Origin of the sequence: uncultured Marinococcus sp. (genome assembly GCF_947493875.1) — a bacterium.
Classification (GTDB): Bacteria; Bacillota; Bacilli; order Bacillales; family Marinococcaceae; genus Marinococcus.
In genome coordinates, this window is record NZ_CANLSU010000008.1 from 14,136 (window position 1) to 39,794 (window position 25,659).

At 41.4% G+C, this 25,659-nt stretch carries 24 protein-coding genes and 1 pseudogene; 6 read left to right on the top strand and 19 right to left on the bottom strand.

Going from position 1 to position 25,659, the window contains the following annotated elements:
• Positions 1-435: 435 nt before the first annotated feature.
• Complete coding sequence (locus Q0757_RS14255; RefSeq protein WP_298788515.1) at positions 436-1,296, bottom strand: Cof-type HAD-IIB family hydrolase; 861 nt, start codon at positions 1,294-1,296, stop codon at positions 436-438.
• A gap of 730 nt (positions 1,297-2,026) precedes the next feature.
• Here Q0757_RS14255 and Q0757_RS14260 point away from each other — a divergent pair.
• On the top strand, positions 2,027-2,299 hold the full coding sequence (locus Q0757_RS14260) for a hypothetical protein (protein WP_298788517.1): 273 nt from the start codon (positions 2,027-2,029) through the stop codon (positions 2,297-2,299).
• Positions 2,300-3,498: 1,199 nt separating this feature from the next.
• Here the strand turns inward: Q0757_RS14260 and Q0757_RS14265 are convergent.
• From Q0757_RS14265 to Q0757_RS14305, 9 genes and pseudogenes are all read right to left on the bottom strand, one after another.
• Positions 3,499-3,792: a hypothetical protein gene (locus Q0757_RS14265; protein WP_298788519.1), complete on the bottom strand. Its 294-nt coding sequence runs from the start codon at positions 3,790-3,792 to the stop codon at positions 3,499-3,501.
• Positions 3,793-4,692: 900 nt separating this feature from the next.
• A pseudogene (locus Q0757_RS14270) lies at positions 4,693-4,909 on the bottom strand (DUF6366 family protein).
• Between the two features lie 125 nt (positions 4,910-5,034).
• A complete protein-coding gene (locus Q0757_RS14275; protein WP_298788521.1) occupies positions 5,035-5,253 on the bottom strand; it encodes a hypothetical protein in 219 nt (72 codons plus the stop codon).
• A 31-nt stretch (positions 5,254-5,284) separates the two neighbouring features.
• Positions 5,285-5,890 carry a recombinase family protein gene (locus Q0757_RS14280; protein ID WP_298788523.1) on the bottom strand — a complete coding sequence of 202 codons (606 nt, stop codon included), beginning with the start codon at positions 5,888-5,890 and terminating at the stop codon, positions 5,285-5,287.
• A gap of 18 nt (positions 5,891-5,908) precedes the next feature.
• Positions 5,909-6,568, bottom strand: a complete 660-nt coding sequence (locus Q0757_RS14285) for a restriction endonuclease (protein WP_298788525.1) — start codon at positions 6,566-6,568, stop codon at positions 5,909-5,911.
• 279 nt (positions 6,569-6,847) lie between these two features.
• Complete coding sequence (locus Q0757_RS14290; protein ID WP_366139540.1) at positions 6,848-11,533, bottom strand: type ISP restriction/modification enzyme; 4,686 nt, start codon at positions 11,531-11,533, stop codon at positions 6,848-6,850.
• A 319-nt stretch (positions 11,534-11,852) separates the two neighbouring features.
• Positions 11,853-14,009 carry a P-loop NTPase fold protein gene (locus Q0757_RS14295; protein ID WP_298788530.1) on the bottom strand — a complete coding sequence of 719 codons (2,157 nt, stop codon included), beginning with the start codon at positions 14,007-14,009 and terminating at the stop codon, positions 11,853-11,855.
• Positions 14,010-14,033: 24 nt separating this feature from the next.
• Positions 14,034-14,204, bottom strand: coding sequence for a hypothetical protein (locus Q0757_RS14300; protein ID WP_298788532.1), 171 nt, complete (start codon positions 14,202-14,204; stop codon positions 14,034-14,036).
• Positions 14,205-14,227: 23 nt separating this feature from the next.
• Positions 14,228-14,467: a hypothetical protein gene (locus Q0757_RS14305; protein ID WP_298788534.1), complete on the bottom strand. Its 240-nt coding sequence runs from the start codon at positions 14,465-14,467 to the stop codon at positions 14,228-14,230.
• A 162-nt stretch (positions 14,468-14,629) separates the two neighbouring features.
• Between Q0757_RS14305 and Q0757_RS14310 the strand changes: the two genes are divergently transcribed.
• The 5 genes from Q0757_RS14310 to Q0757_RS14330 all read left to right on the top strand — a co-directional run bounded on the left by Q0757_RS14310 (position 14,630) and on the right by Q0757_RS14330 (position 17,501).
• The gene (locus Q0757_RS14310; RefSeq protein WP_298788536.1) at positions 14,630-14,977 is read left to right on the top strand and encodes a YolD-like family protein; all 348 of its coding nucleotides are present in this window, start codon (positions 14,630-14,632) and stop codon (positions 14,975-14,977) included.
• 15 nt (positions 14,978-14,992) lie between these two features.
• A complete protein-coding gene (locus Q0757_RS14315; RefSeq protein WP_298788539.1) occupies positions 14,993-16,216 on the top strand; it encodes a DNA polymerase IV in 1,224 nt (407 codons plus the stop codon).
• Positions 16,213-16,449 carry a helix-turn-helix transcriptional regulator gene (locus Q0757_RS14320; RefSeq protein WP_298788541.1) on the top strand — a complete coding sequence of 79 codons (237 nt, stop codon included), beginning with the start codon at positions 16,213-16,215 and terminating at the stop codon, positions 16,447-16,449. Before Q0757_RS14315 ends, Q0757_RS14320 begins: the two co-directional genes overlap by 4 nt.
• A 117-nt stretch (positions 16,450-16,566) precedes the next feature.
• On the top strand, positions 16,567-16,764 hold the full coding sequence (locus tag Q0757_RS14325; RefSeq protein ID WP_298788543.1) for a hypothetical protein: 198 nt from the start codon (positions 16,567-16,569) through the stop codon (positions 16,762-16,764).
• Positions 16,761-17,501, top strand: coding sequence for a hypothetical protein (locus Q0757_RS14330; protein WP_298788545.1), 741 nt, complete (start codon positions 16,761-16,763; stop codon positions 17,499-17,501). Before Q0757_RS14325 ends, Q0757_RS14330 begins: the two co-directional genes overlap by 4 nt.
• Positions 17,502-17,585: 84 nt before the next feature.
• On the opposite strand, the gene Q0757_RS14335 is transcribed toward Q0757_RS14330, so the two are convergent.
• The 9 genes from Q0757_RS14335 to Q0757_RS14375 form a co-directional block, all read right to left on the bottom strand.
• Positions 17,586-18,557 (bottom strand): DUF3991 domain-containing protein, encoded by a 972-nt coding sequence (locus Q0757_RS14335; protein WP_298788547.1) that lies wholly within the window; start codon positions 18,555-18,557, stop codon positions 17,586-17,588.
• Positions 18,558-18,573: 16 nt separating this feature from the next.
• Positions 18,574-20,673, bottom strand: a complete 2,100-nt coding sequence (locus Q0757_RS14340) for an LPD25 domain-containing protein (RefSeq protein WP_298788550.1) — start codon at positions 20,671-20,673, stop codon at positions 18,574-18,576.
• A 17-nt stretch (positions 20,674-20,690) separates the two neighbouring features.
• Positions 20,691-20,960 (bottom strand): hypothetical protein, encoded by a 270-nt coding sequence (locus Q0757_RS14345; RefSeq protein WP_298788552.1) that lies wholly within the window; start codon positions 20,958-20,960, stop codon positions 20,691-20,693.
• A 2-nt stretch (positions 20,961-20,962) separates the two neighbouring features.
• Positions 20,963-21,412 carry a hypothetical protein gene (locus Q0757_RS14350; protein WP_298788554.1) on the bottom strand — a complete coding sequence of 150 codons (450 nt, stop codon included), beginning with the start codon at positions 21,410-21,412 and terminating at the stop codon, positions 20,963-20,965.
• Entirely contained in the window at positions 21,409-22,593 is a 1,185-nt protein-coding gene (gene mobP2, locus Q0757_RS14355) for a MobP2 family relaxase (RefSeq protein ID WP_298788556.1), read from the bottom strand. The genes Q0757_RS14350 and mobP2 overlap by 4 nt, the downstream gene beginning before the upstream one ends.
• A gap of 3 nt (positions 22,594-22,596) precedes the next feature.
• A complete protein-coding gene (locus tag Q0757_RS14360) occupies positions 22,597-22,869 on the bottom strand; it encodes a hypothetical protein (RefSeq protein WP_298788558.1) in 273 nt (90 codons plus the stop codon).
• Positions 22,870-23,154: 285 nt separating this feature from the next.
• The gene (locus tag Q0757_RS14365) at positions 23,155-24,006 is read right to left on the bottom strand and encodes a hypothetical protein (RefSeq protein WP_298788560.1); all 852 of its coding nucleotides are present in this window, start codon (positions 24,004-24,006) and stop codon (positions 23,155-23,157) included.
• Entirely contained in the window at positions 23,996-24,592 is a 597-nt protein-coding gene (locus Q0757_RS14370) for a hypothetical protein (protein ID WP_298788562.1), read from the bottom strand. Before Q0757_RS14370 ends, Q0757_RS14365 begins: the two co-directional genes overlap by 11 nt.
• Before the next feature lie 36 nt (positions 24,593-24,628).
• Positions 24,629-25,588, bottom strand: a complete 960-nt coding sequence (locus tag Q0757_RS14375) for a bifunctional lytic transglycosylase/C40 family peptidase (protein WP_298788564.1) — start codon at positions 25,586-25,588, stop codon at positions 24,629-24,631.
• Positions 25,589-25,659 lie beyond the last annotated feature (71 nt).

Below are 25,659 nucleotides of genomic sequence, written 5' to 3' on the forward strand. Positions count from 1 at the left end.
CTCTTTCTGGCGATGGCCCGGTATATACTTCCCATTTTACTGGAATATTCTAATGAAAGGAATCACTAACTTTTTTCATCTCATAAAGTGTACTTTTTGATATATATAAAGAAAGCCCACACGAACGTCTCTATCGTTCGTGTGGGCTTTCTTATGACCTATTCACACCATGATACGTTTAAATTCTTTGGGCATTACACGTTGAATCGATCCGATTCGTGCAGGAAAGTGTTTATGATTATCTGTCACGATATAATCACAATCGGTTTCGATCGCTGTAGCCCATTCAAGATGAAAAAAGCCGAGGCCAAAGAAATGCTTCGAACCCCGGCTTAGACGCCAACAAAGTTTCAACAGCTCTGTTTATATGTCGAAAAGGCAGACAAACATGCGCTAGCACGTGGGATGATAAAGACCGATGAAAACAGGCATCGTTTACGAATAGAGCATATAGGTAAGAGCTTCGGCGACGCCGTGTTCGTCATTGGTCCCGACAATGTGGTCGCTCATGGTTTTGACTTCATCCACGGCGTTTCCGATAGCTACAGCGTATCCGGCCGTTTCAAGCATACTGATATCATTGACATTGTCTCCGATGGCAGCGGTGTCTTTTAACGGTATAACCAGCGCTGTAGCCAGTCTTTCGAGCGCAATCCCCTTCGAAGCTCCCGTATGTTCAATTTCGAAATTATGATTCCCCGAAGTAACGAGGGTTAAATCTTCCCGGTGTTTAAAGTGCTCAATCCCTGCCTGGCGCTTTTCTTCGATAAAAGAAACGGCCAAAATATTATACAGGGAAACGTTCATCTCATGCAGATCGAGATAGCTTTCCATAAAGGAAAATCCGCTTTGGCTGTATTGTCGTTTCGCTGCTTGCTGCATGGAGGCTGTATCCGCATGGGGGTTGGCGCTTTTGATCCGGTCCTGCTCGATGTGAAGCAGTTCCCGGCTGTTGTGGGGGGTGTAGATCGCTTTTTCGGTAAACGCTTCATAATAGAATTCCTGCTGATGAAGCCATGAAAGGACTTCCATACCTGTGTCTTTGGGAAGAGGCACCGAAATATACAACTCCCGGTCCGGCGAGTGAATAGCGGCACCGTTCGCCGAAATGACCCACGGTTGAAGAGATGTATTTTGAAGCATGTTCCATACATCAAAGTGGGCTCTGCCTGTAGCGATAACGATAGCAATACCGTTTTCGACGGCTGCTTCAAGTGTTTGTACGGTTTTGTCATCTAATTGATTTTCGCTGTTCAACAGCGTGCCGTCCAAGTCAATGGCGACCATTGAAAACATGGCATGTCCTCCTATCCATAGACGAGGTTCAAAGCATGAACCTTTTATACCTTACCATAACATATCATCACCAACGAAATTACACACAAAGATTTGTATAAAATGGTAACCTATTTATATGGTTTCATTCGGAAGATGTATAAAAAATGCAGTGATCATATGATCTGTTTAACCCTTAAAATGAACAGGAAATAACAAGAGCCCTTGCTTTTAACAGAAGAAAGCCAATGGTGTTTTTTGTTAAAAATACGGTCCATGAAATTTTACATTTTACTTCCTCAAGAAGTTCCGTGGTTGCACCTCTAGGTCAAAACCTTGAAAATGGAAATAACTTACACTATTTTTTGAGCGTGTTGGGAGGAGGCTTATGGATGAGCCTGCGTTTGCTTTATAGATAGAGCACCCTGTGTTTATTGCTTAGTCTGACGTCGTGGCTACCCAACCTGATCTGGGATGATGGTTTTAGTTCCTGGATCATCAGCCAGGGATTCGGAGCTATTGGTTTTGTGTTAGCCGTCATTGGTCGGCTATGGTGGCTTCTTTTGCAGCCATTTGTCATCATGGCCAATAGTTTTTTTGTTTTCATGGCAGTGAGCTATTATTTTATTTTTTAAGCGCAACGATCGACACCAATCATTTCAATGGTGTTTCTTCTCTCTCTACTCGCCATTGGCCCCCATTATCAATAACAACAAGGAGAGAAAAAAGGAGAGAAAAAAGGAGAGAAAACATGACTTTTCTATCGACTTACGGCTTTTTGATCGCAGTTTTTCTTTTATCTTTTGGTCTCGTTACGGGGGGTTCCTACGTTCTGTCGCACGTCGGCAAAGTCGTGACGAGTTGGGCGTTAGGACTGACAGGCGCCGGTGTACTCTTGTATGGTTGGCTAGTGCCCGAAGAGCCGTTTGCCGGCATCGCTTATGGAGCCCTGGCTTTTTGTATCGTGCTCGGGATAAGCATCAGCTGGGCGTTTATCGACTTCAAAAACGATGAAAACCCTTGATGGCTAAAGGTATTTCTATTTCCGCCAGCTTGAGCCAAGGACAAGAATAGATAAATGATGGATGAGGCAGCAAACCCGTCTATATAAATCTGCCCCAAAGCTACCACCTGATCGCGTGGTTCCTCACAATCTCCATCTATATGCAAACGTTTCAATGTCCAGGACTGGACAACCTCCCTATATTCGTTCCTTCGCATGCTAAAAAATTGCTGCTCAGGGCTCGGAAAAGTTCCCGGCCTGAAGCAAAAGGGTTGCAACGGCCGCACTTATTGAAGGACGGCCGGGAACGTGGTGGGTTAGCAACTGTTTGGAGTGTTCGTATACTTCGGATTAGTCCCCGTTGCCCTAGCAATGATTTATATGGAAAAACCACGGAAGGTGTTTCTTCAGAAGACGTGTGGCACTTACATTGACAATCTAAGTAGTGAATTAACATAATCGCGATTATCAGTAGTCTTGCGCTAAAAGAAGCCCTTTGACTTCTGAAAAAGTCAAAGGGCTTCTTTGGTTTTTACACCTAGACAATGATACATCTATCAATAAAAAGCCAAGCTTTATCAAAATAGGCTCTTCTATTTTAAGTTAGGAGCAACATGATAAACGACAGACTGACTCTCGGTTTAAGCGTAGGAGGCGCCGAAACTGGGCAAACGAAAATGGTTAATCTTTTTTCAAACGAATATTCACCATTGGATGATTTGAATATTGTCCCCTTGGGGGAAGGATTGTTTTGTACGGTGGGCATATGGAAATATCCATCGCAGTTAATGAAAGGAGATGAAATCTAAAAAAAACCAGCCGATTGGCTGGCCATTCGAATACAGATCGAACGTTAAAGGGGGTGCTTGGGGAAGAATGTGACTCTTAGGCCACCGTACCATGTGTGGTCGACTGGGGATATACCAAAATCCCTATCTTAACAAATACTTCAAAAACATGAGATGATTGCGACGTTCTCGATCGATACTCTTTATTGTTCCTCCAGGGCTCATAAGAATACTTTCCAATATCTAAATGCTTAACCATAGCCAGGGCGTGCTTCCCTTTCTTATGGTTGACGAGCGAGAGCACGCGCGAACTTTTCGTTCAACAGCCTTTCGGTCACTTGCATGAAATTTTTTCATACAATGGAGCTATCTCCTTCCCAGGCGTGCCCCTCGCTGTCATGTTCAGCACAAAATTCACTTCAAAGCAATGTCTTATAGGTTGGTTTCTTCTTTAGGCAGTGTTAACCATACGCGGTTTTCAGCATATCTGACCATTTCTTGGACAACCGGGACCGATAACCCTTGAGCTCCGCTGACCTCAAACATGGCTTGGCGTTGCGATTGCTCCCTTCTAGGGCATTCCTGGCTGCTCCACGCCTCACGCCATGCTTGCCATACCTGATATTCCATCGCATGCAAATGATGTTGAGCCTGCCAAATTTCCTCTTCAATATAAGGCAAACGGCCAGCCACAGTTGTTATACATATAATCTCCCAATCTAACATTGTTCTCCCTCCTTTATAAAGAAAATGATCAAGTCACTTTTTCCTATAACGAACCGACAAAATGCCGAAAAGCATCAAGTTGGTTTTTTTGACGCTCGTTTTGCATGAAATCGTAACATGGCCCCCCACCATGTTTACAAATGTTAAAACTTTTCTTTCTAAAGCATATCGTACAGTTCTTTATTATCAGTTGTATCTATATAAACTGCTTGATTTCCCCCACCAATGCTTGTGGGGGTTCATGGGTCCCCTCGTGCGCAGCATAATCAAGTGGTACCAATTAGCTGGTGGGTAGAGACAGACGTTTCAATTTTAGATTTCTTCACATAACGGCCCTTATCGGAAGCTCTTTCGATAAAATAAAAAGAGGGAAGAGAGAGCCGTCCTGGACCTTTTCCCTCTTTATTCTGTGTCTTTTCGGATCTCATGGATGTATTGCTGCGACCAGTACACCTAGATCACATCACCACAAAGACCGGCTTTAATGGGTAGCTGCTTGGCTCCTGAAATCATATGCTTATGCCGTTAGTGAACATTTCCTTCCTGGCCTATACGTCTATTCTATTGATCCTTAAAAAATGCCTGAATTTCCCCCACGAAAGGGAACAAGCTTTTCATGCTTAAAGCGAAACGAAAAAGATATAATGAAACAAAAATGCAATAATACAATTATTCAATGATACAAATAGTCAATTTTCATACTCCCTGCCCCAATAGCCCATATTAAATAAATTATAACTTTTTCTAAGGAAACGAATGGTTTCCTTAGCTTTAATTCCGTCTGAACAGTGCCTGTTGTAGCTGCAAGATGTATTGGTTATAGCTTGCAAACGACAACGTCAGAAGTTCATGTTTGGGCATTCTCGTTCACTTATTTGTTTTGACCACCCAATATATTCTTTAATAGAAGAAAAACGAGCTGGTGATAAATCCTATGATGATCACAAGAATCAGTATGCCTGTACCTTTCCAACCCATACTGTTAACGAGATTCACGAGGTCCCCCATTGTTGGCTCGATGAAAAGAATCATTCATATTACCTGTGGGATTTTGTTTTAATTCCTCTTGTCTTAACCTTTCTCGTCGTCTTTGAGGAGTTGCTTTATTTTCACTCATTTGAACACCTCCTTATACTTATTTTAACATTAAATTCCAGTTTTCCTCTTTATAACGATTACTATATTACCTTTTTTCAAGAAAGAGGCACGTCGACCAATACCATGAGCAGAAGATGGAATGCTTTACCTTGGACGGGAATCGTTTTTCTGATGGTTTTGTTTCGATGTTCGTTTCAGGCTCACCAGAAACTTCGTCCCGACTAAAAGAAGGACCACACCCTGCGCGACCAACAGCGATGTTGGGGCCTTCCGGCCAGGAATCGTCACCAAAACGATGATACCGAGGACGAGACAGGCTAACGAAAGAAGAACTATACATATCATCCAGACCTTGATACGCATCGTATCCCTCCTTATTCAAGTATAGATAGGGCTAACAACTTCTTTTTTTAATTCTTTTAACCGTAGACAGTCCGCAATTCATCCGTCTGGCAATTTCTTGTTGGCCGTAGCCTTTCTGCAGAAGGTCGATAATCATGTAGTATTTGTCCCGGTGCTTGCCTTCGGGACTAAATTCGGTTTGACGGCCTTTGTACTTTCCTTGTGCTTTTGCTATCGCTATGCCTTGATCTTGGGCTTCTTTCCGTTGCTTCCATTGTTCTTCGGCCATCCAAGCAAAGACTTCTTTTAATAGGTTCATCACCATCTGCCCGACAATTTCCATTTCTCCGTACTTCCGGGTATCTAAGATCGGCATGTTTAACACCACAATATGCACTTTCATCTTCGTTAAGACTTCCCATTCCTGTTTGATGCCTTCCATGCTCCGGCCAAGCCGGTTGAGATCATGGATGAATAAGGTATCTTCTTCCCGCAAAAAGGCTTTGGCTTCCTCCCATCCTTTTCGCTTCATTTGTCGGCCGGAATCTTTATCCGTGAAGATTTTTTCGCATCCGGCTTCCCGGAATAATCGCATTTGCCGTTCTAAATTTTGTTCGTTCGTGCTTACTCTTGCGTAACCGATGTGTTTGCCAGCCATTCGGTTGCTCTCCTTTTCTTAGTTCTTCGCATTGATCGGTTCGGTATGCGTACAATTCGGATAGTGATTGCATCCCATGAACGCCCCGTGTTTCGATGTACGCTTTTCCAATGTGCCGCCACAGGCCGGACACTTCCGTTCTTTCGGTTGGACGGTTTCATATACGGTCTTGGCATCAAGAGCCGGGTTCGCCTGTAAAATCCACTGCTGCAAGTCCTCCCGATCAAACAGCTTCACGCCGGTTTTTTCGGCGCCGTTTTTGGCGCTTTGCGTGAACAAGCTGTTGGTTAATACCCACGCTTCATTTGCTTGAAAGTAGGTTTGAGCAAAAAAGACCTCCTGCACCGCTTTGATACCCACTTTGTTATTTACGCCGTATCGTTTGGCCTGTACGACAATACGGTTCTCTTTATCCAAAATGAGATCCGCTCCGTAGTCGTGAGACGCCTTCGACCCTTGGGCTTTGTATTGCAACTGCCGAAACAGCTCGACCAGAAAATGCTCGAATTGTATGCCGTCCATTTGGTCAATATAAGGAAGGCCGCTGTCGATGATGCGTTGGAACTGCCGCTTCTTCTGCCACCACTGGTAGAGATACAAGATGCCTTGCCCCAGGAACATGATAACCAGAAGCACGATCACAGCTGTTATGATCGTTGGAATAGATAAACTTTCCATGATTCTTCCCCTTCTCCACTCATATTCGTTTCAATGTAAATGATCACATTACCACATTTACATTATCTACCACCTTATCTTCGGTGTAAATGAACCATTCAAAAGAACCCTAAAAAACATTGATTTCCCGGCATTTTTGTTTAGATCTTTCGGGTATACCCTAAAGGTACAACATTTTAAAAAGAAAACCTCCTACATGACGTTCTGTGTAAGAGGTTCTGCATTTTTTGCTGTGGTAGCAAATTTTATATGACCTATGCTGCTCTAATATTTAATTCTTCATTCTTCAATTTCTAAAGGTGGTAAGCTATTGATTAAATCAACTGTTTGAACTGATACATTGATAATTGAGAGTAATAAATTGAAAATATATTTTTCATTTTCAGATGCTTCATTTGGATCATCAACAATACCCGAATTTTTGTCGGTTTTAATTTGATATTGATCAATAATCCATTCAATCGCAGGACGCCCATTTACTAAATACTCATAAGCCTTTTCGGGGACATTAGTGATAGTTAAGTCTTCATTGAACACTATCTTATCTAATACTCCTCGTTTTGGGTGTTTCATTTTTTTCACTTTGTACGAGGGATTTAATTTTCCTTCCACTACTAGATCTGGGTGAGCTGCAAATGTTTCATAATTCAAATGTAAATCAGCAAGTTTTCGGCCAATATCTACATATTTTTCTTTGTTTTTGAGTTTAGGTATTCTTGGCAAATTCTTACTTAAATCATTGGCGAATAAAGTTTTATATTCATTTGAATGTAATACTCCATATACGTAATAAAATATATCTTCTCTCGAAAGGCCGATTTGGAAAGTTGAGTGTTCTAAAATATTATTACCCATTACCGTGGTTTCAAATAAACCGTCATTACTTTCCGCATTATTTAATATAAACCCTGTGCCACTTCCGCCCAATAGTACTTCGGAAGGTATTGAATCAATCATTAATGCTGAAAAATCTCCTGCATTAGCTCCCTTAGTAATATAAATTATCTTATTATCATCACCAAAGATATTTTTAAAAGGGCCTGGTCTATCTATCAACTCTTCTTGATAAAACAAATATTTTTTCGTGAAGGGTCTGTATGCACTAAGCACAACTTTATTATTATTTAATTCGATTTCTCTTCCAGCTTTCAATCTTGAAAGCAATCTATCTGACCATTTAATATAATCTCCAGCTCTATTTGCTTTCTTGATTTTTTCATTTGAATTTATTTCATTCTTTAAACGTGAAACTTCGTTATTAAAATTTTCCGCTAAAATATGGCTATTCTTTATTACTTTAGCTTTTGAGAAATTGTACACCCAACTATCTCGTTTGGTGCTAACTCCTATCGCTCTTTTCACAAAAATTTGGCCTTCCAAATTCATAAATTCAGAATATCTTTCGTCTCTTTGATTAACCCAATCATTATTTTCGTCTGGAATGATTTCTTGCCACTCAATTGAAGACAAAGAAGAATAATCAGAAATAATTCTTAGCTTTTCTTCTCGAGATAAGTTATCGCCAATATCTTTATAAAATAGCTTATGAGTGTCAGATCCATCTTTTACAAGTATAGTTATCGATATTGGAGCTCTACTTCCAGAGCCAAAGATTTTTCCACCTTCTTTTCTAGACTGCTCTCCTTTTGTTCGTTGGTTTCCTCTCAAATTAAAAACATAAATATAATTAAATTCTTCTAGCCAAACTTTCCTTAACCCGTCCGTACTACGACTGTCAATAAAGCTTCCATTAGAAACAAATCCAATTACACCTTTATCTTTTATTCGATCACTAGCCCATCTATACGCAAGAATATAACTATCGTACAGTGATCTCTTTAAATTAACAGAAGAATATTTCACATAAGTGTTTTCAATAGATTTTTTTAAATTTGGATAGCTATTATTTTGATTATCATCATTTGCATTTTTTTGGCCCGCTGAATACGGAGGATTTCCTATTATCGCAAAAATAGGATTTTCTCTTTGGCGTTCAAGACGTGCATTATTTTCTCCGAATAACTCATCTTCAAATGAATCTTCCTTTTCAGTACTTTCAAATGTATCTGTCAAAACGATTCCTTCAAAAGGTTTATACTTTCCCTCCATGATCAAATGAAATGTTTCTTCGATATTAATTGCGGCAATATAATAGCTCAATAATACAATTTCGTTAGCATGAATTTCTTTTGTGAACTTACGTAATAAATCTTCTTTAGAAATTAATCCACTTTGCAATAAACGTACAATAAAAGTACCTGTACCAGTGAATGGATCGAGTACATGAACTCCATCATCGCTAATTGATTTTCCAAAGTGCTTCTTCAAAATTTCCTCCACGGAGTAAACAATAAAATCTACCACTTCGACAGGCGTGAACACAATACCTAAGCGATCAGTAGTTTCTTTAAACCCTACTTTAAAAAACTTATCGTAAAGCTGAATAATTATGTCTTGCTTTGCTTTAAGGTTATCAATTCCTTCAGCCCGAACACGCACACTTTCGTAGAATCCTTCTAACCGCTTTTGTTCTTTTAAAAGCCCTTGTTTATCCATAACTTTTAATACTTCTTCCATAGCTCTTGATATAGGATTATCGTTCGCAAAACTGTACGAATCAAATAACGCTTCAAATACTGGTTTTGTAATTAAATGCTGAGCCAACATTTCAATAGCTTGCTGATCCGAAATTTCTCCATTAATATTATGGCGCAAACTTGAAATGAATTTACGAAAAGCTTCATAAGCTTCGCTGTTATTCTCTTCTACCATCATACGAATACGCATGATATGTTGTTGAGCAATATCTGCCACGTCTTTAGACCAATCTTCCCAGTACCTTACATTACCGACCTTTTTTATAATTTTTCCGTATATTGCTTTCTCAAGATCTGATATTTCTTCCTCAGAAAATAAAGTTAATTGCTCATCGCCATGACTTACTTTCAATCCTTCTTCAGGCGCATCTCCCACTCCAACCACTTGGATTTGGTTCGGTTTCTTTTTGTTTAATTCTAATTTATTAATAGTGGCATCGAACCGCTCGTCTAATGAACGTAAAGCATTTAAGACATCCCAAACTACACGATATTTTTCATTATTATCAAGGACGGAATGGGCTTCGACTCCGGCAGGTACTCCTATCGGTAGAATAATATAACCGTAGTCTTTTCCTGGACTCTTTCTCATGACGCGACCCACTGCCTGTGCAATATCAATCTTCGATTTTCTAGGTTTTAAAAACATAATAGCGTCAAGATCTGGAACGTCTACGCCTTCTGTCAAAAAACGTGCATTCGACAATATACGGCATGTGTTTTCTGGCACTTCTTCTTTTAACCATGAAATTTTCCTATTTTTTTCTAGAGTATTCATGGAACCATCCGCATGATCAACTTCCACTTTAGTAGTACCTGTAAGACTGTTACTATTACTAATATATTGGTCCACGACGTTTGTGAACATATTAGCAATCAACTTTGATTCTTTGATAGTCCCTGCAAAAGCAATGGCTCTTTTCATTGGATCGCCAAGGGTTTCGTTAGAATCATGCTTCCTTTTAACTAATCCATTCCAACACCCGATAATTTTTGTCACATCATTAAACTCTAGCTTATCTTCTCTTGCAAGCATTTGTTGGAAGCGTCGGGCGATCATTTCTTCATCCACGCCTAATACCATCACTTTGTAATCTGACAATATACCTTTACGAATTGCATCCCCAAACCCTATTCGATAAAATTCCTCACCATAAATTGATGTATCGTGCATATCAGCTAAGAGAACCGATTTCTCATCGGCTTTCTTACGTGCGTCTTCCCCGTAAATACGAGGTGTGGCGGTTTGATACAGTCTTTTATTAGTTTTGATATTGTCGTTACTATGAACTTTTGTAAACATGCTGACGTCCCCGGTATCATCATCAGCAATTCCCGTCGTGCGGTGTGCTTCATCACATATGACAAGATCAAACTCGTAAAAATCATGCTTTTGTGCTTCAGTGATCACATCAATAGATTGATAGGTAGAAAATACGGTTAAAAACCCGATATCTTCTTTCTCATCCATCTCTTTTTGGTATGTAAGCAACTTTTCGTAATTAGTGGTAGCTGGAAAACCGATATCGGTGGTTGAAATATCACCAATGCCCGTTTCTTTATTCTCTTTCGTAACTTTCCGGTCAGAACATACAGCAATAGAATCCATAATGTGGTTCGTGTCAGCTGACCAGCTTCTTAGTGTTTGTGATAGAAGTTGAATACTCGGTACTAGGTAGAGGACACGGAAGACTCCCTTTTTTTCTTTAGCCATTTCCTCAGCGATTGCCATAGAAGTATATGTTTTGCCAGTTCCTGGAGCCATGATTAATTTTCCTCTATCATGGTTTTTCAATCCATTAACTGCAGCTTCAATAGCAGGAATTTGGTGTGATCTTGGCTTTTTCTTTTCCTGCAGCTTTATCGGCTCTGAACTCTGAAATGAAAAGGACGACCAATCAATTTTACTTTCTTTTAAATCTTCTAAACCAATTCTTGATACGCTTTTACTTCGTTCTGCCAGAGCACTTTCCGCATTTCGGCTCCATTTATCCGTAGAAGAAACGACCAGTCCTTCTGCATAATAAGTTCTGCCAACTTCATTTAGAAACGAATCAATATGCTCCTTACGAATTGTTGTATCTTCAGAGTAGAATTTACACTGAACAGCGACTAAGTCACCATTTGAACGCTTTCTAGCAATCAGATCAACACCTGTGTCTGCTTTTGGAATGTTATAACTTTCTGGTACTTCATTCAGCATCCAAACACCATCAAACATACGCTGATACATTGGTTCATTTCTTAAATATGTACAAACCAGTAATTCAAATAAAGTCCCTCTATCTCGTTGTTCGTGTTTTTTTACGTCAATTTCCTGTATTAATGATAAAAAACTTTTGTAACTTTCTGTTTCCAAGTAATTCACCTGCTCTCAATCATTTTTAAGTATATTAAGCGTTAAATAAATGATTCTTGAATATAATTAATGAAAACCTTTCTAATATATAATATGTTAACTAACCGTCTTATTACTAGTTCAAATTACTTTTTAAAATTTTTTCTGCTCGTATTTTAAGTTAAAAATAATCTATCAGTAAATGAGATCTATCAATTAACACTTAAACGTAAGATTTCGATATTATTTTCGTCTGTGTCTAGTTCTTGGGCGTATATCTTATTGAATCAATGAGGAAAGAAAAAACATGGATTTTAATCCATGTTATCTCCACTCTCTAATTCATTTTCTACTCGACATCTTGTTCATACTGCCATAAAAATTGAGCTACTGTACTATATCGAGAATTATCATTCTCTGGAAACGACATACTATCTACATCTTCAATAGGGTAAATATCGTCGATTGCACTTTTGATAAGATTAATATCGACATTACTTTTAATTTTTTTATAGACTTCCTTGTCTACATTTCCTTTAGTCACAGATGGGTTCCCATATACTGTGCTAAGAAATGATTCTATTAGCACAATTGCGTAAAGCTTATCTTCATCTATAATTTCTTCTATTATACTGTCTGGTTCTGATTTTTGGCCATATTCTTTGCAGATATAAATCAGACTTGGAAAATCAATAGAGGAACTAATTTTTTTAGGGTCTGATTCGAGCATCGTTCTTAATTCAGTTACCAGTTGGTTACTCAAGAGTGCTCCTAAAGCACTTATATCAATGACATTATCACTGGCATCATTTGCTTCTCTAATACCAGCAATGTTTAGAGAACGAAAATATTCTGTAGCAAGGATAGGGGAAGAACTTTCTATAATAATATCTTGAGATAATTCATTTTTTTCTTCATCGTTTTCTATTGTTCGAATTAATTCGACCATAGTAGAAGCTGTAGTACGTAAGGGGTTGTCTAAGCCAAGAAAAGTATTAGGATTTGACATAAGGTGTCCTGTATTAGCTAATACTTTACAAAGAACTTTTTTCTGAGAAGAATTAATGGTATCAATGAAATTCTTAATTTTGTTTAAAATTAATTTATCATTGGAGCTTTCGATTAATGAGGCAAACTCCTCCGCTGAAATATCGACATCTTCATTTCGTAGATTTGAAATAAATCCTTTTACTCGAACATCGGCTATATCCGAGGACGACACAGTATATAGAAAATATCTATTGAAGTATAACTCTGAACAAACTCTTTGCTCTTTTTTCCATTGTAATGAATCTCCACGGAATATACTGAATTTTTCAAATGCAGGTTCTACCGCCGGAAACAAATGGTTTATTATATATATTAAGCCCCTCTGTTCATTCTCACTGTACAATTCAATTGTTTCTTCAATGATTCTCTTTTTTTTATCTAGTTCATTCTTTTTTTCTTCTTCATTATATTTTTTATTTGCATTGTCTAGGAATAAATTTTTATTATTTCTTATTAATTTGTATAGATTAGGAACAAAAGCTTTAAATCCTTCAACTAAAAGTAAATCTACTATATTCACTTCGTTTTTTAACATAGGCAAAGAAAAATGTATGATGTTAGAGAAAAGTATACTTGATCTTGGGGTATCTAAAAAAGGTTCTAATCCTTGAAAGTAAGTAATAAATTCTTGTACTTCTTGACTCGTTAAGGTTATTTCAGCTTTATATAAAACATCTTCAACTTGTTTCATTGTGAAACTTCTTAACTCCGAAAATTCAATTTTAGGTAAAGGTAAAGGTACTTGTACAATTTTTTCTAAAAACTCATACCCAGCTTGTTTATTATCACTACCATATTTATCCTTTAATGCAGAAGCAACTAGGTCATTATCAAAACTCAGAATATAAGTTATGTAATTAATATCGGCGGTTAGTTTAACTATCCTAAAGATATTGTAGATTTCTTCTTTATCTAATCTATCAATATCGTCTATAAATAAAACAATTCTTTTCTTTTCTTCTAAAAGGATTTTTTCAATTCGTTCTTTCAACTCGTTTATATTAGCTTTTACAAAAAAAGACGATAGTTGATTTCCAATGTCTGGTACCCCAGGAAACATAGAAGCTATTCCCATAATAGGTTTTACATAATCATCCAACAAACTTCCAGTTAATTCTTTTTTTGTTTCTAATTTTTTATTTAAGCTATCAGCTAATAGATAGAAAAAGTTTGTCAACATTTCTTCTTCGTTACTAAATAGCCATGGATTAAATTTAATTGTCAGAATATCAGAGCTATTTCTTTCTTCAAAGTATTTTTCAATAAAATTAAGAACAGAAGTTTTACCCTCGCCCCACTTTCCGTTAATTCCAAATACCATACTATCTGCATTCACAAAGCTTTCTATTTGTTCTGCTATTCTTTTTGCAAAAGGAGCTCTACTAAAAGAATCATCTTTAAAGTGACTTAAAGCCTTATCAGAAGAATAAGTAAAGTCTTTGTGAATTTCGTCCATGATATCGTCTCCTCTTTTCAATATTTATAACTTATGAATGGTAACAATTTCGATTTCGTTTTCTTCCGTATCTAATTCCTGGGCATACAAGCTTTTGATTTTTGCTTTAGCAGCTTCTTCATGCTCGGCTTGAATCTCTCCTTCTAATATGCTCGGAAAAAAGTTGTCTGTAATCGCAAAAGCAAACTGTTGCATGGTTGCTCATCCTTTCTAGTATCTCATTTTCGTCTCATTAATTCATTAATCCGTTTCTGCCACTGAAAGATTTGAACCACCTTGATAAAAGTGAACAATGCCAATGCCAGAAGAACGGCCACAATCGCCAGCCATGAAAACCATTGTTGTAACCAGAGGGATGCCGAGGACACCGCAATGAGCATGATACTAACGATTAATAACTGCTTAGAACTGCTGTAAATCTTCGCTTCCAATTCTTCCATGTTCCAGTCTTGATTCATGCCGATTCCTCATTTATCTATCTTTTCTTAACTTCTATATTCATTCTATCACCTTTGTTCAAATTATACAATAATACAATAATACATTTATATCAAAAAAATACCTGTTTAAACGAACGCTTGTTCGTGTATACTAGGTAGTAACGAAAGGACGTGATACCCATGAAATCCAACAAACTAACACCGACCAGCAATCTCCGTTGGGAAAGTAGTCGCATGATTCTCCCGGAATGGCGCAAGCAATGGTTACAACGGCAGGAAGCCCAAACGTGGCAGGACCCTCCCGAAATGGACGACCAGATGATGGAAGAATATATGCAGATCATTCATGACGGCATGGCGTATACGTGGCTGTTGGAGGTCACGTACTGGCAGGACGGCCAGTTTCACATGACAACGGGTTATGTGGCCCGTTTTCGGGACGCACCGCCGCAGATATGGTTTCAAGTGGGGGGAGCCGTGGTAGTTATTCCCGTCGAACATCTTCAAGCTGTGGCGGTCCAGTCGTAAAAGGAGGGCAAACGGATGAAACGAGTGGTGTTTCTGATCGACATGCAGAGTTTTTATGCTTCGGTCGAAAAGGTCTATCATCCGCACCTGTCCCAGCATCCGGTCGTGGTGGCCGGCGACCCGGACCGGCGCAGTGGTGTGATTCTGGCGGCCTGTCCCGTGGCGAAAAGCCACGGCATCAAGACCGCACAGGCTCTTTGGGAAGCTCAAGCCCTTTGTCCCGAAGTAACGGTCCTTAAACCCCGGATGCAGTTGTACATCGACATATCCACGCAGATCAATGAACTGTTTTTAACGTATACCGATCAAGTGGAGCCGTTCTCCGTGGATGAATCGTTTATCGAACTCACCGGAACGGTCCATCAGTCCCGGCCCGAGCAAGCCGCTAAAAGCCTTCAAAAAGCCATTCTGCGACAATTTGGCATTTATGCCCGTATCGGCATTGGCGAAAATAAAATTCTAGCGAAAAGTGCATGTGATCTGCAAGCCAAAAAACGCCCTGGAGGAATCTTTTATCTGCCTAAGAACCGCCTAGCCGACGATTTTTGGCCGTTTGCGATTGGCGAGCTGTTCGGCGTCGGCAACCGCATGGAAAAACACTTCATTCAGACGGGCATCCGTACGATCGGCCATTTAGCGAATTATCCCGTGGAAGAATTACAACATCGGTGGGGCATCAACGGGGAGCTGTTGTGGCAGTACGCCAACGGCATCGACCCGTCTCCGGTTACGCCCGACACCCATCAACAGAAAAAGAGCATCGGCCACGGCATGACCCTGCCGAGAGACTACCATCAACGAACGGAGATTTTTGTGATTTTGCGCGAACTGGCCGAAGAAGTGGCCCGCCGCACCCGAGACGAACGATTAATAGGAAATCAACTGTCTTTAAGTATTGGCGGCACATATGAAAACCCCGTCGGCTTTTCCCGGCAACGAACACTCAACATGGCGACCAATGACGGCCGGGTGATCTATCACGCCTGTCAGAAGCTGTTTGACCGTCACTGGCTTGGCACACCGGTCCGGCGCATTGGCGTATCACTGGAAAAGGTCGAACCGGACACGCACCGGCAGTTAAGTTTATTTGATGACGTGGAGGACCGGTTCTCGTTGAACCAGACGCTTGATGCTTTGAAAGACCGTTACGGCGGCGGCATTATTATGTACGCTTCTTCCTTAACCGATGCCGGACAAGCCCTCGAACGATCGAAAAAAATTGGAGGTCATTATAAATGAACAAGTCTATCCGGGACCCCCGTTCTCCCCATTACATCGGTGATCTGCTTTATCACGCCCGAACGTCCAAAGATTTAACCGTCAAAGACGTCTGTACCATGTGTCTGGTGTCGAAGCCGGTCTATGAAGCCTATGAAATGAACCGAGTGCCAAACATCGGCTTTCGGGAAGCCGAAGCCTTAGCCACGCTGCTAGACCTTTCTTTGGATGCGTTAATGTGTCCGTATGATTAAAACCACCATAGCTTAAAGCGCCGGTCCCAGCTTTTATTTGTTTTGTTTCCATTTCCTAGTAGAATAATGACAAGGGTTATTTTACATGCTTTGTGGTTAGAGGGGTGGATTTATACGATGAAGGAATGGCAGATAGGAATACTAGCGGGTGTTTTCGTCACCATAAGCATCATTTTGTTAGATACTTTTTTTGCGTTGCCCTATCTCATTGAATTGCTGATAGCCACAGTCTTTTCAGTGATTTGTACGTTTATAGGAAATAAATTGCTAAATAAAAGACAAAAACATAAGGAAAGCACTGGAGGTTATTCATGACTAGTTGGAACTACACACCAATTAATCCATATAAGTTGTTTAATGATATTAGTAACCGACAACAGCAAATCACTTCTTTTTCTTATCCAAAATTTCATTTAACACAAGAATCAATGAAGCCTGTAAACACAAATAAACTTCTGGCCGAAGCATTAAGCGAAAATCAATTCACGAAAAAAATAGTTCAAAATCCTTTTATGTTAGGAAAACAAATATTTGCAGAACAAGAGCAAAAGCAAAAAGAACTTCGATCAACTATTTTTTCATTTTTTAATAGCAAAATGCCTAAAACACCTAATGTTTCTTCGGCTTTAGGCCAAAATCAAGAAATCCAAAAGTTTTTAAATTTCTTTAATGATACTATAAAAAAGTTTAGCCAAGATCCTACTGCATCGTTGAGACAAACCCTTGCAGAACAAGAACAACGACAAAGGGAATTTCGTGAGAACATCACATCTTTGTTAAGTATGAAGATGACTGATATTGCAAATTATTCGTTAGATTTCGATATAGAATTTCCTTATGAGGAAGTAAAAGAAAATAAGTTAAAAAATGCTTCAAAAGGTGTTAGTAATTGGTTTTATGAACTATGTTTAAATACTTATGCTTACTTTGCTGTAAAATCTTTTGTCGAATTATTGACTAGTATTAAGAATATCTTTAGCACCTTTCAATTTCTTAAAAGTATCATCGACTGGTGCATAAACTTCCTTAAATCATCGGGTCCTCCTTTTTAATTTCAATACTTATATCTAAAAGAAGGCCCCCCAACAATACGGTGGGCCTTCTTTTCCTAAATGATACACATGCCGCCATTTTGGTTAAGACATTCCCATTGAAGGAGACGATTGTTTGGCTTTTGGCGGTTGCTTCTGGTCCTGTTGAAAGCCCAGCTTTAATTCCTCGTTCCAGTCTTTGGTGTTCGTGGGCCGGTGATCGACAATCGCATCATGGTTAATATAATCTTGGAGCTTGTCGTGAAAATGCGCTCCGGCCGCATCGTTATCCACGGCCGAGATCACCTGCGTGACTTTGTGGCCGTCGGCCTGTAAGTCCTGTAAGCCCCGTTTGACCGCCTGTATTTTCAAGCCACTCATGCTCTGCAATCGGGTATTCTGAACGTCTCCCTTTTTCTCCGACCAGTAGGAAAGGGCGTCAATCGGGCTTTCAAACAGCGCAATTTTATCAATGTTCTTGCCGACATTGATCGCAAAACCGCCATCTTCGGCTGAACTTTTCACCACGCCTTTAAAATGCTTCCCGTCCTCCATCGGTTGTGTTCCCTGCCGATCAGCTCCGATCGTTTCCCCCTCCCGGTCTTTCCATTTCATCACGCAGTTATCTTTCCGGTCCTGCACGATTAAATCTTTGTTCAAGCACCAATCGACCACTCGTTCATCGACCTTCCGATCATTCACCAAATAGTCGCGGACGTTCGAGGTATCGGCCACTTCATAATGTGAAGGGTAGGAAAACGGCTCTTTCTCCACCTGTTGCACCGGCTGGCGGTCGAGCGCATATTCGTGTTCATTAATGCGCCGGACGGCATCGGGAAAGGAGAGATCGTGATAGGTCATCGCAAAATGAATCGCTCCGTAGCCGCCTTCCTGTCGGCTGTTCCAGTAGTATTTTTCGCCCTGAATGACCAAGCTGTCGTTTTCCACTAAGTTATAATACGGCGGCTGGCCGTTGCCCTGCTGTTTCACCTCCAAGCCGTTCGCATCCAAGTAATCCATAATCCCCACGGTTTTAGCCTGTTCGATTTCTTCACTGTTTACTCGCCGGTTGGCCATATATACTCCCTCCTTTCTACATGCTCATGCCGTTCTGCCGTACCGTCTGGCGGGTCGGGCTTTCTTCTACGGTTTCCTCTTTCGAGACGCTTTTCGTGTCGGCCTGTTCAAACGGCCATGTCGGTTCTTTTTCCGTGATCGTTTCGCCTTTCAGCCGTTGTTCCAATCGGTCCACGGTATCCACGGTCAGCACGTTCTGATCGACGGCTTGTTCTTTTAAGGCTTCATAGGCGTTTTGGCTTTCCACCCGATCAAGCACCGTTTCCATGTCCGGGTTCTTTTGCCCTTGTTCGTTGGTTACATGATCGTGATAGGACGTATAAGCCGAGGCTAACTGGACGCTTTGATTGACTGCTGCCCGGTCTTGTTGTTGCTCTTGAACGTCCGTCGTCGTGGCTTGATGAATCGCTTCGGCCGTTGCCCCAGGAACGTACCCATGTTCTTCGGTAAACGCCTGTACGTCCTGCCGTTGGCTTTCGTATAGATCAGAGTTATCCATGCTTGTGTGTCCTTCTTTGTGTTCTTGAATCTTCACCGCTAAATCCTCAAAGGTTTGTTCAAAGGCATCCGGCGTGTAAATCTCTTGCAGATACGATTGATCGTTCAAATGCTCCCGGTGAAAGGAATAGCCCTGTCGATCAAGTTCTGATTTTAAATCATGGTACGAGCCATCCCCGATCTCCAGCCGATCAGCCGCTATCACCTGCTGTTCGTTCGCTTCATCGGGCGGCATCATCACCTGTACTTTGGTTTTGTCGTACCCGATGTCTCCCATGCTGTTCATGTTCGCTTGGGCTAGGGCTTTATCCATCTCCGAAAGAGTCATTACGTTGCCATCCATCTTCGTTTCCGACCATTCCACATAGGCTTGCGGTTCTTCGATCGTTGGGTCTACGATCTTGACGTTGTTATGACTAGCCAGTGCCGGGTCTTTAAGGTCATTAAAGGCTTGCACTTCCTGTTCGACCGTTTCCCCTCGAACATCCCCATGTGCCAATAAATTATTGCCGTACCGATCTTCAAACGTGGACCGGAAGGTATCAGCATCCATATCTCCAATCGTTTGAACGGTCCCGTTGGCGACCACTTCATAGTTTTGGAATCGCTCTTGTAATTCATTGGTGCTTGCTTCTTCGTAGGTGTTTTCAATCTGCAAATCATCTTCCAGATGCGTAATCATGTCATACGATGTATCTTTGACACCTTGAAGCAATGCCACTTTGTCGGTTGTCGTATCATGCTGTTGGTTGTAGGTATGCAGGTAATCCAGACTGTAATCACTCGTATCCAGTCCAAAATGCGTACTCACCGTATAGGCCGTCATTTCCGCTTGAAATTCCTTCTCCGAGTGCGGCAGGTCCTTGCCTTCCTTGTCCCGGCCATGCAGTTGAGCGTGTGCCGCTTCATGGATGAGGGTTTTCACGTTCTGGAGTTCATCGTTCCGGGGATTGAGTTGAATCGCCCGGTGAGAGGATGATGCCCCTCCGGGGCTGGTCTGCGTGTACTCGATGTACTGGCCTTTGGACGCCCCGAGTTCTTCCATTGGTTCGGCCAGCACGTCCACGTTCATGTTGTTGCTGTATCGTTCCATCGAATCATAAAACGCTTGATAGTTTTCGACCGAGCCTTCCAGCCATTTGTTCGGATAAATCTTCGGTAAATCTTCGGCCGTGGCGTTCGTCTGCGAAATATCGAACACGGCGGCGGTTTTATAATGCCGGTGTTCCTGGACCTTTAATTCGCCCCGGTCGATCTTCGCTTTTTCCTCTTTCGTGGCCTTGTTCAGTCCCACCTGTTTGGTTTCACCGTTCTCCTGTCGTTCAAAGGTTTTGAACGGGGCCGGAACGAGAATCTTGTTTCCCTTTTCGCCTTTTTGGACCGAGAAGCCCTGTTCTTTCCAGAACTGAAAACCACCGACGGCGTTTGCTCCCGGAAACTGTTTTTGTATCAGTGTGGAGTTGCCGACCGAGTAATCATAGAACTTGCTCATAAAGCTCAAGTATTCCTTCATGTTCTCCGAGGACTGAAAGTAACTATCCACTTGATCGTTGCGATCTTCGGCTAATTGTTCCACTTCCTGCCGTTTCGTTTCGGCTGATTTTTTCTTATAAGCCATGCGGTTGTCCTCCTTTGTTATCGCACATATCCATCATCATCCACGCCCACATCGAGATCCTTTAGCGCCGGATTATTGGCTTCGCCTTCCATTACATCACTGTCGAAGATTAATTGTTTTTCGTCCATATCAACCAACACATATTCCATATCTGTTTCCACCATCATCTGTTGCAGAAGGTCCATATCTTTTGCTTCTAACGGAATAACCATTTCTTGTTTTTCGACCACCACCACCACGTCTTTTTCACCCATTTCTTGAATAAATCCAAATTCTTGTCGGCCCATCGTTATCCTCCTTGTGTTTGATTTTGTTTCTTCTCATATTCCGCTTTTCGTTGTTGCAGGTTCGCAATTCGTTCATTCACTTCTTCTTTGGCCGTGGTATATGGTTTCGAGGTAAATTCACTGGTTGGCATAATATCGGAGATATTACTGCTAACCATTAAGCCGTTCATCAGTTCCAGAAGCATCTGCGAATTACGGTCCGTGTTGTTCACGCCCAGCTGTAACCGATTAAAATATTTATGAAATTCCTGTTCAATTTTTTGGTTCATTTGAGCCATCAACATGGATGTCACGTAGTCTCCCTTTTCCAAATCTTTGTGTTCCTGTTGGTGTTCTAACAGGAGTTGGTCAATGATCTTGGCCTGCGAACTTTCGTTTCGTTTTTCTTTCATTTCTTTGACGTAAGCATCGGCTTCTTCGGATAGCCGCACACGGCTAATAACATCACTCATAAGGATTGCCCCCTCTGGTTATTTTGGATATTTCGTTGCATCTGTTCATAGGCGTTCTGGTTCTGATAGCTGTTCAGTTCCGCATGGACCACCCGATTCAATCCATACTGTATCTGATTCAAAGCCCGGTTCTTTTGAAAGTTCACTCGCTTCTGGTTTGTGCCAGAAGAACGTTGCTTTTGTTCGATATTTTTTTCCTTATAATCATACGATTTCATTTCCTGTAAGAACGTGTTTCCCATCCGTTTATACAGATCATCTTTTTTGTTTTGTTTGTAATCCTTGTACCGAGATTCGTTCCCTTCCCCGTACACTTTTTTCAGCATCTTTTCTTCTTTGTTCAATTTTTGATCGAGCTGTTTCATTTCTTTGGGGAAGTTCTTTTGTAAATATTTTTCGGTCAGTTTATCCAGATCGGGCTTCACATGATTAATGTTTTGATACCCGTATTGCCAGTACCGTTTGTTTTCCGGCAGTTGCTTTTTGATCGCCAGAAAATCTTTTTTCATGCCCCGGTCCATGCCTTTCATGTCCGGCTGTTCTTTCTTCTTATTCACGATTTTATTTCGCATCAGATCATTAATCTCTTTGTGTTCAAACGACCGGTCTTGAATCTTATTGACGAACGTGGACCGCATCCCTTCCAGTGATTTTAATTTCCGTCGGCCCCGTTGATCGTCTCCCGGTTCCGTATCGACGGAAGCCAAATGAATATGAATGTTTTCGGTGTTATGGTGAACGGCTCCGGTCCACGTCATCGTGTCTTTAAAGTTATTTTTTTCGTGCATATCGGACACAGCTGCGCGGGTAACTTCTTTCAATTTCTTTTCGTCTACCTGTTTAGTTGTTGGGTCATAAATGCCGTTTTCCTGTAACCACTCGTTATCAAAAGAGATCACGTCTTTATACAAAATGCTTCCTTTATTTTGGGCCTGTTTAAAATCATCCATCACTTGTTCTTTCCGTTCGTCTGTTAAATCATCGTGATACGCATTGAATAACGATGATGCTTTCTGGTCGTTATCCATGTAGTGATTATATGAAGCAAAATCCTGTTCGCTTTTTGCTTCGTCCCGGTCCATGTAATCAAGATACGTGGAATATCGTCTGTTGTTGGCTTTGCTTTTTCCCATTGTAAATTCCGACTTCACCACGACCGCTGTTTTGCTTCCGACCTCCATGCGTTATCCTTCCTCTCGTACCGCATCCATATCATCACTCATGCTTGCCAGCCATTCATTTTGTCGTTGCATCTGTTCACTGAATTGGTTCAGGGCTTCGGTGTTTTTTTCTATTAATGCTTTGTAGGCTTGATCGGTTTCGTTCAGTTCTTTTTGCATCACATAGTTTTCGATGAGTTCTTTCAAATAATGTTGCCGGGAAAGTCCTCGTTTTTTCGCTCGTTCGTCAATCGTTTGGACTACGATTGGACTTAATTCACGTACTTTAATCTCCATGTTTTGTACTCCTTTCGTGTAAGAGAAAACCCCAGTTCAATGACAACCCCGGTGCAAGATCAAAATAGTTGCAAGAGCATAAGGGAAAAGTGACCCCAGACGAGCTGGGGTGTCCGGCAGTGCCGGACTTTTCTTGGGTACGTAAAAATTGCTTTTGTTCACGGATTTGTGAACAGCTTGTTCACGGATTTGTGAACAAAACCGGGGGTTGTTCACGGATTTGTGAACAACGTTACCCCGTTCATTTACAGGGTTTCGGTCAAAAATTGACCGATAACCTGTTTCTTATTGAAGCGAAATGCTCTCCTGTTTTTTCTGTTCTTCGTAACTGTCGATGCGTTGGTTTTCCATCTTGATCTGTTCATTTAGTGCATCTATATCGCCCTGGAGCTGTTTCTTTTCTGTCTCCAGAGAGTTCAAATAACCGTCCGTTTCGGTTTGTTCTTCATCCGTTTGGTACGTTTTTTCTTGTTCAATTTGATTGGCTTCTTCGTCGAGATCAGCGATCTCTTGTTTTAAGGTTTGGCGTTCTTCTTTCTTCGTTTCAATGGTTTGTTCCGTGTCTTGAATGAGCGTATTCATAATATATTTCACGTAGCTGTATTCATCATTGGAAGGTATCGTTGCTTCTTCGACTTTCCGATAATCGGTGTACAGTTGAACCATTGTTTCGACTTCTTCCGTGTTCGTTTCCGCATCTTCTCCGGTGCTGTTATCGGTGGATTCCTGTTGGTCGATTTGAAGCAATACCTGTTCAAAGTTCTTCGATATTTTGCTGATTTCAAACACCGCATAGTCGTTCATTTGGTACGTTTTTTCGACTGGAAGTTCTTCGCCATTGGACCGTTGTTTGCTCATAAACTGTAACGAATCCTGTTCAAAACGGAGATCGTTCATGTCGATGACGACCTGCATTTTGTTTTTCTTTTTGTCATAAATCCAGTCCAATACTTCCACATCACTGGTCCCAGTGGTACTGATTTCTTCGCCAATCGGAGACGCTTGAACCTCAATGGTTTCCTCCATGTACAGATTGGATGTGCTAAATAAAATGAAGCCTAACACCACCACTGCTGTGATTACGCCGAACCATTTGCTGGTCTTTTTTCGCAAATTTAATCGGTCTTTATTCAGCATCGAATCCTCCTTCCGTGTCTGAAATATCTTCCATGCGTTGCGCGACCCATGTGCCGTTTTGTCGTTCAAAATGCACTTTCATTAAGATCGGACTGGTTTCATCGGCGCCGGTTTCTTTGTAATGAATCTGATGATCGAGCCGCACAATCACTTGGGCGTTTTCGGCATCATTCATGTTCTTGATGAAATATTCTTCGTTCGCAATGTCGGTCGTGACTTCGCCGCCCCCGTACATTTCCGCAGAGAAAAACCGGTCCATGAGTTGATCGTTCATGATGCTTTCAGCTTGTTCTTTTTGTTTCTCATAATTGTCCGTGGTATGCACAAAGGCGGTATTCATAAACGCAGCTGTCTGGCTTTCCAGTTCATCAAACCGAGCTTCCCGTTCCGTCTTGGACTGGTACTCCACTTGCTGTTGTAGGGCTTCGTTTTCTTCTTGTAATTGGCTCACTTGGCTTTCTAATTCGGTTGCTTCGGCTTCCGTGGGAGCGTTCGTCTGGTTGCTGAAAAAGAAGAACCCATTGAACAACAATAATAGAAAAAGAAGCACGATCGAGAAGTATTTAAAGGTTTTGATCGTATCCATGAGGTATCATCCTTTGAATATAAAATCCGTTTGAGATTAAGAAGAAATCCGTTTGACCCGGCCATTAAAATTGTCGCCCCAATAACCATCTTCCATGCTTTCAATCGCTACGCCGGTGCTTCCCTGTGAACCGATAAACTTGCCGTCTCCGGCATAAATCCCCACGTGGCCGTCCAGTTTATAGGTATCGAAAAACACCAGATCACCCGGTTGGGCGTTGGAATAATCGACCCGTTGGCCTTTCGTTTTGAGCGAATCCGTGTTCACCGAGCCGAGGTTTCCGAGTTCCACCCCGACCTGTTCATAAGCCCAGAACACGAAACTCGAACAATCAAATCGGCCGGCCTGTTGGTCACTCCGAGTACGGCCACCACCAAACACATAGTTGCTGTTGCCAATCCATTTTTCGCCTACTTGAACGACTTCGGCCACGTCTCCGTTGATCTCCGTGGTTGCCGTGTTCGTGACGTATTTCATCACCGCATCCACATACCCAATGTCGCCATAACAAGCCCCGGTTTCGGCACTTTCGGGCCGGATGCACGAATAGTTTCCGGTGCTTTTCACTTTCTGATACTGCTGCCTGGAAAACTCAATCGCTAACTCTTTCGAGTATTCCCCATCATTATTGGCGTTCGCATAATCAATAAAACCGCCGCCGAAATTGTAACTTTGAAGGGCTAATTTCACGTCACCATTGGCATCTTCTAATACCTTCGAGAAGTACCGGACGCCTTGTTCAATCGAGCGTTCCGGGTCGTCAATCGTGTTCGGAGGAAGGCCCAGCGATTCCGAGGATTGCATAATGTCATCGACCCGGCCGCCGGATTCCTGCATGGACAAAGCCATGAGAATGTTGACCTGATCGCTGACCCCGAACTCGTTGGCGTATTGTTCATACACCGGACGTAATTCTTCAATTTTAGCCGAAATATTCTGCGTTCCTCCGGCCACGAATGTGCCGGAGGTACTGTTATTATCCGAGGTGGTATCCATCATCACTTGAAAGAAACCAATCACCATAATGGTTAGAAAGACGGCCAGAAGCGCCGACAATCCGATGATGA

Excerpts from the sequence above, each read along its gene's own strand:
- Q0757_RS14260 (WP_298788517.1), top strand. The coding sequence starts at position 2,027 with ATGACTTTTCTATCGACTTACGGCTTTTTGATCGCAGTTTTTCTTTTA.
- Q0757_RS14255 (WP_298788515.1), bottom strand. The coding sequence starts at position 1,296 with ATGTTTTCAATGGTCGCCATTGACTTGGACGGCACGCTGTTGAACAGC.
- Q0757_RS14330 (WP_298788545.1), top strand. The coding sequence starts at position 16,761 with ATGACTAGTTGGAACTACACACCAATTAATCCATATAAGTTGTTTAAT.
- Q0757_RS14300 (WP_298788532.1), bottom strand. The coding sequence starts at position 14,204 with ATGCAACAGTTTGCTTTTGCGATTACAGACAACTTTTTTCCGAGCATA.
- Q0757_RS14375 (WP_298788564.1), bottom strand. The coding sequence starts at position 25,588 with ATGGATACCACCTCGGATAATAACAGTACCTCCGGCACATTCGTGGCC.
- Q0757_RS14365 (WP_298788560.1), bottom strand. The coding sequence starts at position 24,006 with ATGCTGAATAAAGACCGATTAAATTTGCGAAAAAAGACCAGCAAATGG.
- Q0757_RS14325 (WP_298788543.1), top strand. The coding sequence starts at position 16,567 with ATGAAGGAATGGCAGATAGGAATACTAGCGGGTGTTTTCGTCACCATA.
- Q0757_RS14305 (WP_298788534.1), bottom strand. The coding sequence starts at position 14,467 with ATGAATCAAGACTGGAACATGGAAGAATTGGAAGCGAAGATTTACAGC.
- Q0757_RS14320 (WP_298788541.1), top strand. The coding sequence starts at position 16,213 with ATGAACAAGTCTATCCGGGACCCCCGTTCTCCCCATTACATCGGTGAT.
- Q0757_RS14295 (WP_298788530.1), bottom strand. The coding sequence starts at position 14,009 with ATGGACGAAATTCACAAAGACTTTACTTATTCTTCTGATAAGGCTTTA.
- Q0757_RS14310 (WP_298788536.1), top strand. The coding sequence starts at position 14,630 with ATGAAATCCAACAAACTAACACCGACCAGCAATCTCCGTTGGGAAAGT.
- Q0757_RS14345 (WP_298788552.1), bottom strand. The coding sequence starts at position 20,960 with ATGGGCCGACAAGAATTTGGATTTATTCAAGAAATGGGTGAAAAAGAC.
- Q0757_RS14275 (WP_298788521.1), bottom strand. The coding sequence starts at position 5,253 with ATGCGTATCAAGGTCTGGATGATATGTATAGTTCTTCTTTCGTTAGCC.
- Q0757_RS14370 (WP_298788562.1), bottom strand. The coding sequence starts at position 24,592 with ATGGATACGATCAAAACCTTTAAATACTTCTCGATCGTGCTTCTTTTT.
- Q0757_RS14280 (WP_298788523.1), bottom strand. The coding sequence starts at position 5,890 with ATGGCTGGCAAACACATCGGTTACGCAAGAGTAAGCACGAACGAACAA.
- Q0757_RS14340 (WP_298788550.1), bottom strand. The coding sequence starts at position 20,673 with ATGGCTTATAAGAAAAAATCAGCCGAAACGAAACGGCAGGAAGTGGAA.
- Q0757_RS14350 (WP_298788554.1), bottom strand. The coding sequence starts at position 21,412 with ATGAGTGATGTTATTAGCCGTGTGCGGCTATCCGAAGAAGCCGATGCT.
- Q0757_RS14335 (WP_298788547.1), bottom strand. The coding sequence starts at position 18,557 with ATGGCCAACCGGCGAGTAAACAGTGAAGAAATCGAACAGGCTAAAACC.
- Q0757_RS14360 (WP_298788558.1), bottom strand. The coding sequence starts at position 22,869 with ATGGAGATTAAAGTACGTGAATTAAGTCCAATCGTAGTCCAAACGATT.
- Q0757_RS14285 (WP_298788525.1), bottom strand. The coding sequence starts at position 6,568 with ATGGAAAGTTTATCTATTCCAACGATCATAACAGCTGTGATCGTGCTT.
- mobP2 (WP_298788556.1), bottom strand. The coding sequence starts at position 22,593 with ATGGAGGTCGGAAGCAAAACAGCGGTCGTGGTGAAGTCGGAATTTACA.
- Q0757_RS14265 (WP_298788519.1), bottom strand. The coding sequence starts at position 3,792 with ATGTTAGATTGGGAGATTATATGTATAACAACTGTGGCTGGCCGTTTG.
- Q0757_RS14315 (WP_298788539.1), top strand. The coding sequence starts at position 14,993 with ATGAAACGAGTGGTGTTTCTGATCGACATGCAGAGTTTTTATGCTTCG.